This is a genomic window from Catenulispora sp. MAP12-49 (assembly GCF_041262705.1).
Classification (GTDB): Bacteria; Actinomycetota; Actinomycetes; order Streptomycetales; family Catenulisporaceae; genus Catenulispora.
In genome coordinates, this window is the sequence record NZ_JBGCCP010000011.1 from 140,366 (window position 1) to 154,281 (window position 13,916).

Below are 13,916 nucleotides of genomic sequence, written 5' to 3' on the forward strand. Positions count from 1 at the left end.
AGCACTCCTGAGTTCGGGTGCCTTCGATTCTGAGCACGGCGGCGCCCGGTATTCAGGGGCGCGGCTTCCCACGGCTTGGAGTTCCCATGGCCTGGAGTTCCTGGTACCGGCAGGACCACCCTCGCGCGGTCTCAGGGCGCGGCGCGGAGGTCATACTGAGGGCATGGACGATCTTGCTGGATTCCTGCGGACCCGGCGTTCCCGGGTCGACCCGGCGGTCGTCGGCATTCCCGCGGACAGCCGTCGGCGGGTGGCGGGGCTGCGCCGCGAGGAGGTCGCGCACCTGTCGGGGGTCAGCGTCGACTACTACGTGCGCCTGGAGCAGGGCCGCGCGACCCAGCCCTCCGAGCACGTCCTGGACGCGCTGGCCCGCGTCCTCGGTCTGGACGAGACCGAACGCGGGCACCTGTACCGGCTCGCGCGGCAGCGGCGGCGCCGGGTGAAGACGCCGGGCAGCCGGATCCGGCCCGAACTGCTGCTGGTGCTGGACCTGGTCGCCGACGCGCCCGCGCAGATCATGGACCACCGCCTGGACGTGCTCGCCGGGAACCGGCTGGCCGTCCTGCTCCACGGGCGGCCGATCCCGGGGCTGAACATCGCCCGGCACATCTTCCTCGAGGAAGCCGAGCACGGCCTGTACGCGGACTGGGAGCAGTGCACCCTGGACGTGGTCGGGCACCTGCGCCTGGCCGTCGGCAAGTACCCCGACGACCCGCGCCTGGCCTCGCTGATCGGCGAGTTGGCGATGGGCAGCGAGCGTTTCCGCCGATTGTGGGCCCGCGCCGATGTCCGTGCCCGCACACACGGGCGCAAGGCCTACCGGCACCCGCTGGTCGGGTTGTTGGAGCTGCACGTGGAGAACTTCGCGCTGCCGGATGAGAGCAGCATGGAGTTGCTGGTACTGTCGGCGGCTCCGGGCAGCCCCACCGAGGACGGCCTGCGTTTGCTGGCCGGGCTGGGTGCGGACGGCGATCAGGGGGCTGCGTCCGCCGATCAGGAGCTCGCCTCCATCGTGGACACGCAGGTGTGATTTCGCTCTCTTATATGCGTCCCCGTACATCCCATGCGCATCAATAGTCTTATTGCGTCACTCCAGTCACTGAAATGCCCGACTGCCGGCCGGTCTGCATCTGTTGTCATTCCCTTAAGGGGCAAAACGATCGCATATCGTGATGGCTACGACTTTCGTGCCGACGACAGGAGTAACCGCCCATGGCCACAGACCGGCCGAGCAGGATCGCCTTCGTATCGACGTACCTCCCGCGCCACTGTGGCATCGCCACCTTCACCCACGATCTGCGTACGGCCATGGACCAGGCGGCACCGGACATGCGGACGCTGATCTGCGCCATCGACAACGAGGGCCTGGACTACGACGGCCAGGCCGACTTCGTCATCGGCCAGCACACCATGGCGGACTATCCGGCCGTCGCCGAGAGCATCGCGCACGCCGGCGTGGACGCGGTCGTCATCGAGCACGAATACGGCATCTTCGGCGGGCCGGACGGGGACTGGATCAACCTGTTCGCCCAGCGGCTCTCCGAGCTCGGGGTCCCCTACCTGGTGACCCTGCACACCGTGCTGTCGCACCCCTCGCCCGGCCAGGCCTCGGCGCTGGGCCGGCTGTGCCGCGGCGCCGACGCGATCGCCGTGTTCACCCCGGCGGCCCGCGCGATGATCACGTCCACCGGCATGGCCACGGCCGACCGGATCTTCATAGTCCCCCACGGCGCGCCCACGGCGCTGCGCGAGGACTGGGACCGTGAGCACGTGCCCGGCCCGCGCCGGGGCACGAGTGTCGCCGGCGAGGTGCGTCCGGAGGTCGCCGAGCTGCTGGACCAGAGCGGGCAGAGCCGGATCGTCTCCACCTTCGGGCTGATCTCGCCGGGCAAGGGGCTGGAGGTGGCGATCGAAGCCGTCGCCGACCTGGCCGAGGAGCACCCCGACCTGGTCTACGTCATCGCCGGGGCCACCCACCCGGAGGTCGCGAAGCAGCACGGCGAGGACTACCGCGACCGGCTCACCGGGCTGGTCGCCGACCTCGGCGTCCAGGACCGGGTCCGGTTCCTGGACTTCTTCCTCACCGACGACGAGATCGCGGCGCTGCTGGCCGCGACCGAGGTGTTCCTGACGCCGTACCACTCCACCGAGCAGATCAGCTCCGGCGCGCTCACCTTCGCCGTGGCCGCCGGCTGCCCCGTGGTCTCCACCTCCTACCGCTACGCGCAGGACCTGCTGCGCACCGGCGCCGGGAACATCGTGGAGCCCGGCGACAGCGCGGCGTTCGCCGAGGGGTTGCGAGGCCTGCTCGCCGACCCCGAGCGGCTGCACGCCGCGCAGGCCGCCGCGCACAGTGTCGGCGCGACGCTGGGCTGGCCCTCCGTCGCCCGACAGTTCGCCGGGGTGGTCCGGGACATGACGGCCGAGCGGGCCCGGCGGCGCGGCTTGGGCGGCTTGGGCAGCACAGCCCGGCCGGCGAGACTCGGCCGGCACGCGGACGCGGTATTCACCTGATCGGGCGCATCCGACGCCGTCGGCGGCCCTGGCGGGCCGAGGATGGGAGAAGTCTCATGACCCGGCGCGGGCCGTCTGACCCGCGTCGCGAAGGCGGCGCCGATCCCGGTCGCGACGGCCGGTCGGGAGCGCCGAGTCGGTGAGTCTGTGAATTTGTGAGTCTGTGAATTTGTGAGTCTGTGAGTCGGTAAATCGGTGAGTCGGTGCCGGCCGCCGGCCCGAGGCCGTGGAGGTTCGCGATGAGGAGCGAGGGCATCGTCGTCGGCTACGACCGGTCGCGGTCCGGGGACCGGGCCCTCGCCGAGGCGGCCGAGACGGCCGTGCGGAACGGGCAGGCGCTGGTCGTCGTCAACGCCTATCCCGGGCCGATCCCCCAGGGCGCGACCCTGCCGCTGCCGGACACCGCCGAATGGGCGCCGACGGACCTGAGCGACTCCGCGAACCTGTTGGTGGGGCACGCGATCACCCAGGTCCGCTCGTGGCATCCGCGGCTGCCGGTCGAGGGGCGCGTGGTCGCCGGACGGCCCTGGGACGTCCTGGACGAGGCCAGCCGGCACGCCGACCTGCTGGTGGTCGGAAGCCACGGCGGCGCCGTGGACACCATCCCGGGCTCGGTGACGCTGCGGGTGCTGGCCGACGCCGCCTGCCCGGTGCTCATCGTCCCGGCCGGCGACGGGGACCACCACCCCGACGGCGGACCGGTGGTCGCGGCCGTCGACGTCGTAGAACCCTGCGACGACGTGCTGGACTTCGCCTTCGCCGAAGCCGCGCGCCGGAACGCGGCGCTGGAAGTGGTCCACGCCTGGGAGCAGCCGTCGAGCATGGACCATCTGCGCCACAGCATCGGCTTCGGCCACGACAGCACGCTGACCGAGGAGCAGCGCCGGCAGGGCCTGGCCGACCTGGTGCGGGCGGCCGCCGCCCGCCACCACGGCGCCGAGCAGGCCTGGCGGGTCGAGAGCGGCGCGATCGAGGGGACGCTGGTCACGGCGACCAAGTCGGCGGCGCTGGTGGTGGTCGGCGCACGGCGCCAGGACGGGGGACGACACCACCGGTTGTGGATCGGGCCGGTGGTGCACGCGTTGCTGCACCACGGGGAGTGCCCGATGGCGGTCGTGCCGAACGGGCCGGCGCCGGAGTAAGGCCCTGGCAAGGTAGGCGCTGTTACCGGCGCAAGCGGCTCAGGGGATCGAGACGTCGTGGTACAGCGCGGCCGCGACCCGGATCTCCTCGGTGAGCTCGGCGTCCTTCACCGGTCGCACCGACGTGAAGTGCCGGCCGACCGGGCAGTACTGGAACCGCACGATCCCCAGCCGGATGGACTTCAGGGACGCCCCCGGGATCCAGATCGTCGTGAACAGGTGATCTTTGCGGCACCGGACGACCGTGTGGAGCCCGACGCTGTAACCGCGCCGGCGCATGAACGCCGTCTCGGCGGCGATCGTCCCGAGAACGGCGGCCACTGTCAGCCAGCGGCGCTTGGGCGAAAGGCGCGGCGTGGGCCGTGGCTTCTGGGGCTTCTGGGGCTTCTGGGGCTTCTTGGTCACGGCTCCAGTATGCGTCCGGAGCAGCGAGGGGACGAGCCGAGAGGCCGACCGGGGCTCCAAGCCCCGGCCGGCCCTCGCATCAGCTCCCGTACACCCCGAACGACCACAGCGAGTAGCCGTACCCCGTGGCCCGCGCGGTGCCGTACATCCGGAGGTAGCGCCCGGACCCCGACAGCCCGGTCAGGTCCTGGGCCCCGCCCTTGCCAGCGGTCGTGGAGTAGATCGTCGTCCACGTCGTGCCGTCGTTCGAGGTCTGGATCTGGAACGCCTTGGCGTAGGCGGCCTCCCAGGACAGCTTCACCTCGTTGATCCGATGCGTCGTGCCCAGATCGACCTGCAGCCACTGCGGATCGGCGTAGGCGCTGGACCAGCGGGTGGCCGGGTTGCCGTCGGTCGCCAGGTTCGCGGTGAAGCCGGTGCCGGGCTCGACCGAGGAGGCGGTCGTCGGCCGGTTCAGCGCCAGGTCGGTGGCGGTGGTACCGGACGCGGTGAACGTCAGGGTCTGGTCGGCGGCCGCGCGCCCGGCGCCGACGGCGCTGCCGCTGGTGTCGGTCCAGGAGCGCACCGGGGTGGTCTCGACCAGGCGGCCGGCGGCCGAGGACATCGCGAGCACCAGGCCGCTGTAGCGGTTGACGAGGCGGAACGTGCCGGGCGCGGAGGTGTTCTTGATGACGAACCACTGCTGCCCCACGGTCGGGGCGCCCGACAAGGCGGTGGCCTTCGGCGCGGTGCCCCAGGCGCGGTTGGCCGGGGCGGTGGAGTCGACGCCCAGCGCCTGGCCGGTGGCGGCGTTGGTGACGGTGAACGAGCCGTCGCCGTCACTCGCGAACGCCCAGGATTGCAGGGCCGATCCGTCGGCGGGTGCGGAGGTGGTCGCGGTGCTGCCGGAAGCCTGGGTCAGGACCTGCCCCGAGCCGGTGCCGATGGCGTAGGTCTTCGTCGTGTCGACCGGCGGCGCGGCCGGGGAGGTCGAGTCGAGCGTGATGTTCGTGTACCCGCCGAAGCTCCCGCATTCCACGACGCAGTAGTACCGGAAGGTCTTGCCGACGATCGTGGAGTTCGTGGCGTTCGCGCCGTCCACGAGCCAGCGGTACCAGGACGCCTGTGTGGCGCTGCCGGAGTCGCCGGCCGGGTACCACTTCTGCGTCGACAGGTCGTCGGTGACGTAGAACTGCTGCGGCTTGTTGCTGGACTGGTCCGACTGCGGCGTGGCTATGTAAAGACCCAGATAGGCGTCATAGGAGATGTTCATGTCGGCGAGCGCCGAGCTCGGCGGCAGGGTCCCGGCGGCGATCTGCTGGTCGACGGTGCCGGCGTCGGCCGGGCTGTAGTCGTTCGCGACCGGCGTGTACCCGGTGGGGTTCGCCGAGGACACCGGAACCACGTTGCTCTCCAGACCGCCGACGCCGGGCTGCGACCAGGAGCCGTCGTACCACTTCTGCCATGTGCCGGTCGCCATCTTGCCCGACATCGGCGCGCGGGCCACGTGCTCCAGCCAGTCGGTGCTGCCCCCGACGCCGCCCTTGGGCACCACCCGGGTGCTGTAGCCGAGGTAGAAGTAGCCGGAGGCCTGGTCGACGAACAGCCGCGGGTCGCCGTCGCCGTAGTAGTAGGTCTGGTTCGGGAACGCTGTGGTGTCGCCGCGCTGGGTGCTGTACGGCGAGGTGATCGCGTGCCCGGTGATCGCCCAGACCTTGCCCTGGTCGGTGGAGACCGCGTAGTCGATCGAGTCGTAGTGCAGGCCGTCGCCGAACGGGCTGCCGGTGAACTCGTTGTGGACCAGGCCGTACCAGTTTCCGGTGTCCGGATCGACCCAGGTTCCGATCAGGTCGCAGTAGTCGGGCAGCGAATAGCCGCCGCCCGCGGTCGCGGTCACGCCGGTCGGGCCGTTGTCGCAGCGCCACGTCGTGTTGGCGTTGCTGTCCTGCGGGTTGGCGGGGTTGACCGCGTTGCTGATGGCGGTGTTCTCCGAGGAGTGGTCGAAGTCGGTGCCGCTGTAGAACTGCCAGTAGTGGTTGGGGGAGGTCGCGGCGTCGTACTGCGAGAAGGACTCCTGGAAGTAGAACGTGCCGTCCTTGTCGATGTACGGGGTGGCCGGGCTGTCGGTGCCGTACGGGTAGGAGCCCGTCGAACCGACCGTGACCGTGTAGGTGGCGTTCGGCGGAGTCGCCGAGGCCGGTGTCAGGGCACTTGCTGTGGACAGGGCACTTGCTGTTGTCAGGGCGCCGGCTGTCGTCAAAGCGGTGGCGGCGATCACCACTATGCCGACGGAAGCCTTGGCGCGTTGTGCCGCGGATGACAGTGATCTCATGGGATGGTGCTCCTCCGGTCGGGCACGGTGAAGGCGTCTACAAAACCCCGAGTTCGGCAGAGAGAACGAGGCCGACGGCGCCCAGCGGGATCAGCTCGTGATCCCCGCCGAGCGCTCGGACCGCCACCGCCGCGCTGATCGGCGCCAGTGTGCGGCCCTGGACGGTCCGGGCCACCGACTCCCGGAACGGTCCGTCGACGAGGTCGGCCGGTCCGGCCAGGACGATCTCGTTGAGGTTCAGGGCACTGACGATCGGGGCCAGGACCACGCCCAGGGCGCGTCCGGCCCGCTCCAGCACCCCGCGGTGCCCCGCCTCCCCGGCGGCGGCCAGCGCCGCGCGCACGTGCGCGGCGTCGATGAGCAGGTCCAGGCAGCCGCGGCGGCCGCAGATGCAGGGGTCACCGTCGTCGTCGACGGTGACGTGCCCGATCTCCCCGGCCGCGAACTGCTCGCCCTCCACGAGTTCCCCGCCGACGATCAGTCCGGCGCCGACGCCGTGCTCGATGGAGACGACCATGACGTTGTGCGCCGCGACGCCGCGGAAGTGCCGCGCGCCGAGCGTGGCGGCGTTGATGTCGTTGCCGACGCGCGCCGGGACGCCGAAGCGCTCGGTCAGCCGCCGTGCCAAGGGCAGGTCGGTCCATTCCAGGTGCCCGGCCTGCCGGATGACTCCCTCGGCGTCGACGATGCCCGGCGTCCCCACCCCGATGCCCAGCACCGGCCGCGGAGCCTGGTCCACCAGGTCGGCGGCGAGCAGGAACACCAGCTTCTCGGCGGCGGTGCCGAGGGCGTCGCCGATGGGGACCTGCGACCGGGCCGTGACGCGGCCCCGCAGATCGGTGATGACGCCGGCGAAGCGGTCGCTGTGCGACAGGTCCAGGGCGATGACGCAGACCGCGTCGTCGACGATCCGCACCAGACCGGCGGGCTTGCCGCGCCGGACGCCTTCGCGCGGGCCGATGTCCGCGAGCAGTCCTTCCTGGTCGAGCTCGGCGACCAGCGCCGAGACCGTCGGGGCGGTCAGCCCGGTCACCCGGCCCAGCTCGGCGCGGGTCATCGCGCCGTCCTGATACAGGGTGGCCAGGATGAGCGAGCGGTTGTGGACCCGGCTGTCCAGGGTGCTGGCCTTGGTCCGGCCCGGGACGGTGCGGCGCTCCGGCTCGACGTGGAACAGGCCGCGCCGGGCGTTGCGGGAGGAGGTGGTGGCGGGGTCCATGGCGGGGCGTTCCTCCCGGGTTTCTCAGCGGGCTTCTCAGCGGGTTTCTCAGCGGGCCGGTCAGCGTTCGACTAATTTCTTAGTCGTCTTAACTTAAGATCGCTTACATATTCCGCACCGGGGGATGCGCTGTCAAGAGCCTTCGTTCCCTCACTCACCCCAGCGGGGCAGGTCGGGCACGTCGATGCCGAGCAGGTCCAGCGCTCGTCCGGCGGTGTGGTCGACGATGTCGGCGACACTCTGCGGCCGCAGGTAGAAGGCCGGGACGGGAGGCATGACGATGCCGCCGGACTCGGTGACGGCGGTCATCGCGCGCAGGTGGCCCAGGGTGAGCGGGGTTTCGCGGACCATCAGGACCAGCCGCCGCCGTTCCTTGAGCGTCACGTCGGCGGCGCGGGTGAGCAGGTTGTCGCCGTTGGAGTAGGCGATCGCCGACAGGGTCCTGATGGAGCAGGGCGCGACGATCATCCCGGCGGTGCGGAAGGAGCCCGAGGCGATCGCCGCGCCGATGTCGGCGGGCCGGTAGGACACGTCGGCCATCGCGGCGAGGTCCCGGGCGGTCAGGTCCGTCTCGTGGGCGCGGGTCTGCTGGCCGGCCGTCGTCACCACCAGGTGGGTCTCGACGCCTGCCTTGCGGGCCAGCTCCAGCACGCGCATCCCGTAGGCGATGCCGGTCGCACCGCTGATCCCGACCACCAGCCGTTGCCTGTCCATGCGTCCTCCTCCTGTACTCCTGTTCGGAGCCGAAGGTAGGCCGCGGCTATATCGCGCGGATAACTCCCCCGAATGCCGCTCCCGCCGTGTCCGTCCCATCCGGCGCTCTTAACGTCACGACAGGACGAGAGGAGCAACAGCGATGTCCCATCCCCTGCTGAACGCCTTCTGGATGATCTTCTGGTTCTTCATCTGGGTCATGTGGCTCATCCTGCTGTTCCGCATCATCGCGGACGTCTTCACCGACCACGAGCTCAGCGGCTGGGCCAAGGTCGGCTGGACCCTGCTGGTGCTGCTGCTGCCGTTCATCGGCATCTTCATCTACCTCATCGCCCGCGGCGATCGCATGTCCGAGCGCGCCCAGACCCACGCCGAGCAGAACCAGCAGGCCTTCGACGACTACATCCGCAAGACCGCCGGCTCCTCCGCGGGCCAGGGCAACGGGACCGTCGACCAGCTGGCCAGACTGGCGGACCTGAAGTCCTCCGGCGCGATCAGCGACGCGGAGTTCCAGCAGGCCAAGCAGAAGCTGCTGGCCGCCTGATGCTCAAACGGCTGCTGGCCTCCTGGATCATCCTCGCGCTGGCATTCGCCCTCGCCGCCTGGATCTCGCCCGGAATGTGGCTGCGCGGCGGCATCTCCGGAGGACTGTGGATCGCGGCCGTCTTCGGCCTGCTGAACCTCGTCCTCGGAACCATCCTGCGCCTGATCACCGCACCCCTGATGCTGCTGACCCTCGGCCTGTTCGGCATCGTCATCAACGCGGTACTCCTCCGGATGGTCGCGGCCGGATCCCCGGACCTGGTGCTGGACGGCTTCGGATCGGCCCTGTGGGGCGCACTGCTGATCGCGATCTTCACCTGGCTGCTCACCCTCACGCCGCTGGGCCGCCCCAAGCGCGAGCGCAAGAGGCAGAGGCGCTGAGAAACGCCGGCCAACCAGCCGGACAAGCAGCCGCCGGATGACCCGCGTGTGGAGTTGCGGGCGGCGGCTGACGGCGGCCGCGCTCGGGACCGTCGCCGAGTGGCGGGAGCTGCCGAGACAGAACCCGGATCCGGCGATCAACTACCCTTCAGGCCATGACACCGGCCTCAGAGCGTCTCGCCGAGCTGATAGCGGAGCTCGAGAAGACTCGTGACTTCACCGAGTTCGCGCCCCGGATCGCGGAGTACGGCCCGGTCGCGATGGACCAGCTGATCCCGATCCTTGTCGCCGGCGAGTCGGAGATCGCCAAGGCCCCGCCGGCGTGGATGTTCAAGCACTTCGGCCCAGAAGCCGTCGAGCCGCTGATCGCCGCGCTGCGCGCCGGCCATCCCGAGAAGCTCAACGCCCGCTTCCGCTACGCGCTCGCGGAGTTGGACATCGCCGACCGGGCTGCGATGTTCCTGCCCTTGTTCGCGGACGAACTCGCCGCCGTGCGCGAGGCGGCGGTCAGCGCGCTCAGCGACCACGGCGAGGTGGTCCAGCAGCACGCCGAAGCGATCCTGGCCATGATGTCGGACCCCGACGGGAACGTCCGCATCGCCGCCTACAACACCCTCGGCTCGGCGGGCGAGGACATCGTCCCCTTCTTGCTGCGGGCCCGGCGCACCGCCGACAAGGTGGCGCGGCCGGAACTGCGCGAGCTGCTGCTGGGACTGGTCGGCTACCAAGGGCTGGACGCCCGCGACCAGGTGGCGATCCGCCGCTTCCTGGAGGTCGCGGCCCTGGGTGAGGAACCCTCGCCGATGCACATGTGCGGCGGCTGGCTGGCCCTGCCGACCGACGACCAGGACAGGGTGCTGCGAGCGTTGGACCTGTCCGATCCCATCACCGTCCCCATGAGCATGGGCGCGGAAGCCTGGAACCGGGACCACCACGACTGGTACTCGCACAACTCCTGCCGCCGCACGTACCTCACCCCCGCTGTGGACGGCTGGACGCTGGCCTTCGGCACCCCGCCGGAGGTGGATCACGCCGAGGATTCCAAGCCCGAGACGATGTTCGCGCTGGTGCAGGAGAAGTGCCGGCGGCTGAGCACCGAGTTCGGCGAGGCTCACTGGTACGGGACCAGCTGCGGCGACGGATGGACCTCGTGGTGCATCGCGCGCGCCGGTGAGATCGTGCGCTTCTACGACGCTTTCGAGCCGGAGACGCAGATCGGCGACCCGCTGCCCGAGGAGGAGGGCTACGGCGGGGCGTACGCCGAGGCGGTGGCCGGGCTGCTGTCGGTGAATCCGGCGAAGCTCGGGCCGGACAACACCGTTCGGGGCCGCGGGGTGCTGGCGCTGACGTCGTGCGGCCGCGAGCGGGGGATGCCGACCGGGGCGCTCCACCTCGACCACGGACACTGATACAGACACGGACACTGGCACTGGCACTGACACTGACACGGACACGGACACTGAACCACCCGGCGATTCCCGCAGACCGGAAACATGTTGCCCGACGGTCCGAGCCCCGGCGACGCTTGATCCATGCCGACATCCATGCCGATCGAGCAGCACCTTTTCCTCCTGTTCCTCATCACCACGGCCGTCGCGATGGTCAGCCCGGGTCCTGACATGCTCTTCGTCCTGGGCTGCGGAGTCCGCGGCGGACCCCGCGCCGGCCTGCTCGCCACCGCCGGCGTGGCCACCAGCGAGATCGTGCACATCGCCCTGGCGGCCGCGGGCCTGTCCGCCTTCTTCGCCGCGGCCCCGGCGGCCTTCACCGCCCTGCGCATCGGCGGCGGAGCGTACCTCGTCTTCCTCGGCGTGCAGGCGATCCGCCACCGGGGCGAGGGGCATCTGGCGCTCGACGGCCGGGCCGACGGGATCCCCGGGCGGGTGGCCTATCTGCGCGGCCTGCTGACGAACCTGGTGAACCCGAAGATGGTCACCTTCACCATCGCGTTCCTGCCGCAGTTCGTCGACCCGCGCCTGGGACGCGTCTGGCTCCAGTTCGCGATCCTCGGCACGGTGTTCGTCGCCCTGGAGTTCGTGGTCGACGGAACTGTGGGTGTCCTGGCCGGCCGGATCGGGCGGTGGTTCGCCCGGCGGCAGCGGGCGCAGCGGCGGCTGGACGTGGCCACCGGCGGTGTGTTCATCGGGCTGGGGGTGCGGCTGGCCGCCGAGCGGTGAGAGCCGGCGGGTTCCAGGGTTCCAGGGTTCCAGGGTTCCAGGGTTCCAGGGTTCCAGGGTTCCAGTTGCCGGGTTGCGCAATTCTCTGCCGATCCGGGTGCATGGTCCGCACGGATCGGGACATGGGGGCGCGCGACACCGCCGTGGCCCGAACGGGCGGTGCCGGCACCGTGCCGCCCGAGACTCTGGAGCCCGCCGCCATGACCGTCATGAATCCCGTCCGACCAGTCCGCACCGCCCAAGCCACCCATGCCGCCCACACCGCTCACGTCGCCCACGCCGCCGTCGCGGCACGAGCCGGAGCGCCGGTGGTACGCACGGGGCTCGTCCGCCTGCGGGTCAGTGCCGACGACGCCCAGCGCCGCGCGCTCACGCCGCGCGAGGTCGAGGTGCTCAGCCTGGTCGCGGCGGGCCGCGGCCGGGACGAGATCTCCCGGCGGCTGGGCATGGCTCCCGACACCGTGGCCAGCCACATGTCGCGGATCTACCGGGCCTTGGGGGCGCGCAACGCCGCGCACGCGGTGGCGCTGGCGCACGGCTGCGGGGTCATGGCTCTGCGGCCCGGGCCCCAGACGCCGACGGTGTCCCCCCGGGAGCGCCAGGTGCTGGCCGGCCTGGCCCACGGACTGACCTCCGAGCAGGTGGCGGTGCACCTGTCGCTGTCCATCGAGACCGTCAAGACGCATCTGCGGCGCGTCTACCGCAAGCTCGGCGTCACCTCCCGGGCCAACGCCGTCGAGACGGCGATCAACCACCGCCTGCTGGCGGTCGTCGTCGACACCAGCGGCGCGGCCACGCGGCGCCGGCTGGTCCGCGCCGCCGCGTGAGGGGACGCGGCCGCCAGGCCTCTTGTTTCGAAGCCTGCGACCGGGACACCCGGAGCCGGTGGTGCCGAACCGAAGGAGACTCCTTCGACACTCGTCAACCGGCACCGTGAGGAGGCGGACCCCATGGTCGTCCACACGCCGATGTCACGCACCGGATCGACTGGTGTGACATCCCGGATCCTGCTCACCGCGCTCGGCGCGGCGGGCCTCATCGTCGGTGCGTTCATGAACTGGACGCGAAGCACCCAGGGCAGCCACGTCTCCTGGCGCGCCCTGTTCGACAGCGGCTTCGGCGGCACCACCGACATCGTGCAGTCCGTCGGCGGCGCCTCGATCCTCGTCGGGCTGGTGGCCGTGCTGGGGCTGGCCGACGTCACCGGCTGGCTGACCCGGCTGGCCGGCGCGATCGGCCTGGTCGGCTCGGTGCTGTTCATCATCCAGGTGCAGCGCTCCACGGACCACAGCCTGCAGGTCGGCCTGTGGCTCGCGCTCGCCGGCTCGGTGCTGTGCATCGCCGCCGGGCTGGGCGGCGGCTCGCGGGGCACCGTCATCGTCGAGGACTGAAGAACTCCGTGATGTCCCGCGCCAGCAACTCCGGCTCTTCGTGGGCGGCGAAGTGCCCGCCGCGCGGCATGGCCGTGTAGCGCACGACGTTGTAGACGCGTTCCGCCCAACTCCGCGGCGGGTGGCCCAGATCGGCGGGGAACAGGGCCACCGCCGTGGGCACGTCCACCCGCTCGACCCGCCGCGTCAGCCCTTCGCCGTTCTCGTAGTACGGCCGGAACGACGTCGAGATCGTCCCGGTGAACCAGTACAGCGACGCCTGGGTCAGCAGGAAGTCGTCGCTGAAGCGGCTTGAGACGTCGCCGCCGCAGTCGCTCCAAGCCCGGTACTTCTCAAGGATCCAGGCCAGCAGCCCGGTGGGCGAGTCGGCGAGTCCGTAGCCGAGCGTCAACGGCCTGGTGCTCTGCTCGTGTATGTAGCCGCCCTCGCGCGCGGTCCAGGCCGCGACCTCGTCGAGGTACGCGCGCTCCGGCGGCGTGAGGCTCGCCTCGTCGGGGGACACCGGGCTGGCGACCGCCATCAGGTGGATGCCGGCGACCTCCGCCGGATACGCCTCGGCGAGCCTGGAGGTGATGCCCGCTCCCAGGTCGCCGCCGTGGGCACCGTACCGCGCGAAGCCCAGTTCCTCGCGCATCAGCCGGTGCCACAGTTCGTGGGTCTGCTGCGTGCCGCCGAGCGACGGCCGCTGCGGGGAGAAGCCGAACCCGGGCAGCGAGGGCACGATCACCGTGAACGCCTCGCGCGCCAGGCCCCCGAAGCGCGAGGGAGACGCCAACCGCTCCGCCAGGCCGGTCAGTTCGAGCACGCTGCTGGGCCAGCCGTTCGTCAGCACGATGGGCAGCGCGTCGGGATGCTCTCCCTCGTAGCGCAGGTAGTGGACCGGCACGCCGTCGAGCTCGGCGAAGTGCGAGGGCAGAGCGTTGATGGCCGCCTCGTGGAAGCGCCAGTCGTAGTCAGAGGCCCAGTACTCCACGAGCCGGCGCACCTCCCCCATCGCGGTCCCGGCGTCCCAGCCCGCGATGGGCAAGGCGGTCGGCCAGCGCACGCCGGCGAGCCGGGCCCGCAGGTCCGCCAGGTCGGCGTCGGTGACGGAGATCAGCGCGGTGGTGTCCGGCATCACGG

The 13,916-nt window shown here is 71.0% G+C and carries 14 protein-coding genes; 9 read left to right on the forward strand and 5 right to left on the reverse strand.

The window, feature by feature from the left end:
• Nucleotides 1-163 precede the first annotated feature (163 nt).
• The 3 genes from ABIA35_RS21540 to ABIA35_RS21550 all read left to right on the forward strand — a co-directional run bounded on the left by ABIA35_RS21540 (nt 164) and on the right by ABIA35_RS21550 (nt 3,656).
• Entirely contained in the window at nt 164-1,030 is an 867-nt protein-coding gene (locus ABIA35_RS21540; RefSeq protein ID WP_370359059.1) for a helix-turn-helix transcriptional regulator, read from the forward strand.
• 182 nt (nt 1,031-1,212) lie between these two features.
• Nucleotides 1,213-2,514, forward strand: a complete 1,302-nt coding sequence (locus ABIA35_RS21545; RefSeq protein ID WP_370359061.1) for a glycosyltransferase — start codon at nt 1,213-1,215, stop codon at nt 2,512-2,514.
• 239 nt (nt 2,515-2,753) lie between these two features.
• Nucleotides 2,754-3,656, forward strand: a complete 903-nt coding sequence (locus tag ABIA35_RS21550; protein WP_370359062.1) for a universal stress protein — start codon at nt 2,754-2,756, stop codon at nt 3,654-3,656.
• A gap of 39 nt (nt 3,657-3,695) precedes the next feature.
• Here ABIA35_RS21550 and ABIA35_RS21555 read toward each other — a convergent pair whose 3' ends face one another.
• From ABIA35_RS21555 to ABIA35_RS21570, 4 genes are all read right to left on the reverse strand, one after another.
• Entirely contained in the window at nt 3,696-4,061 is a 366-nt protein-coding gene (locus ABIA35_RS21555; protein ID WP_370359063.1) for a hypothetical protein, read from the reverse strand.
• A 79-nt stretch (nt 4,062-4,140) separates the two neighbouring features.
• Nucleotides 4,141-6,372: a discoidin domain-containing protein gene (locus ABIA35_RS21560; RefSeq protein WP_370359064.1), complete on the reverse strand. Its 2,232-nt coding sequence runs from the start codon at nt 6,370-6,372 to the stop codon at nt 4,141-4,143.
• A gap of 37 nt (nt 6,373-6,409) precedes the next feature.
• Nucleotides 6,410-7,588, reverse strand: a complete 1,179-nt coding sequence (locus ABIA35_RS21565; protein ID WP_370359065.1) for an ROK family protein — start codon at nt 7,586-7,588, stop codon at nt 6,410-6,412.
• A gap of 150 nt (nt 7,589-7,738) precedes the next feature.
• Entirely contained in the window at nt 7,739-8,302 is a 564-nt protein-coding gene (locus ABIA35_RS21570; RefSeq protein WP_370359066.1) for a UbiX family flavin prenyltransferase, read from the reverse strand.
• A gap of 142 nt (nt 8,303-8,444) precedes the next feature.
• Between ABIA35_RS21570 and ABIA35_RS21575 the strand changes: the two genes are divergently transcribed.
• The 6 genes from ABIA35_RS21575 (at nt 8,445) to ABIA35_RS21600 (ending at nt 12,794) form a co-directional block, all read left to right on the forward strand.
• Nucleotides 8,445-8,846, forward strand: a complete 402-nt coding sequence (locus ABIA35_RS21575; protein ID WP_370344047.1) for an SHOCT domain-containing protein — start codon at nt 8,445-8,447, stop codon at nt 8,844-8,846.
• Nucleotides 8,846-9,226 carry a phage holin family protein gene (locus ABIA35_RS21580; protein ID WP_370359067.1) on the forward strand — a complete coding sequence of 127 codons (381 nt, stop codon included), beginning with the start codon at nt 8,846-8,848 and terminating at the stop codon, nt 9,224-9,226. Before ABIA35_RS21575 ends, ABIA35_RS21580 begins: the two co-directional genes overlap by 1 nt.
• Nucleotides 9,227-9,381: 155 nt before the next feature.
• Nucleotides 9,382-10,635 (forward strand): HEAT repeat domain-containing protein, encoded by a 1,254-nt coding sequence (locus tag ABIA35_RS21585; RefSeq protein ID WP_370359068.1) that lies wholly within the window; start codon nt 9,382-9,384, stop codon nt 10,633-10,635.
• A 135-nt stretch (nt 10,636-10,770) separates the two neighbouring features.
• Nucleotides 10,771-11,403 (forward strand): LysE family translocator, encoded by a 633-nt coding sequence (locus tag ABIA35_RS21590; RefSeq protein WP_370359148.1) that lies wholly within the window; start codon nt 10,771-10,773, stop codon nt 11,401-11,403.
• A 122-nt stretch (nt 11,404-11,525) separates the two neighbouring features.
• The gene (locus ABIA35_RS21595; RefSeq protein ID WP_370359069.1) at nt 11,526-12,230 is read left to right on the forward strand and encodes a LuxR family transcriptional regulator; all 705 of its coding nucleotides are present in this window, start codon (nt 11,526-11,528) and stop codon (nt 12,228-12,230) included.
• A 123-nt stretch (nt 12,231-12,353) separates the two neighbouring features.
• On the forward strand, nt 12,354-12,794 hold the full coding sequence (locus ABIA35_RS21600; RefSeq protein WP_370344049.1) for a sugar:proton symporter: 441 nt from the start codon (nt 12,354-12,356) through the stop codon (nt 12,792-12,794).
• On the opposite strand, the gene ABIA35_RS21605 is transcribed toward ABIA35_RS21600, so the two are convergent.
• On the reverse strand, nt 12,778-13,911 hold the full coding sequence (locus tag ABIA35_RS21605) for an epoxide hydrolase family protein (protein ID WP_370359071.1): 1,134 nt from the start codon (nt 13,909-13,911) through the stop codon (nt 12,778-12,780). The two genes, ABIA35_RS21600 and ABIA35_RS21605, sit on opposite strands and share 17 nt — an antisense overlap.
• Nucleotides 13,912-13,916: the final 5 nt, after the last annotated feature.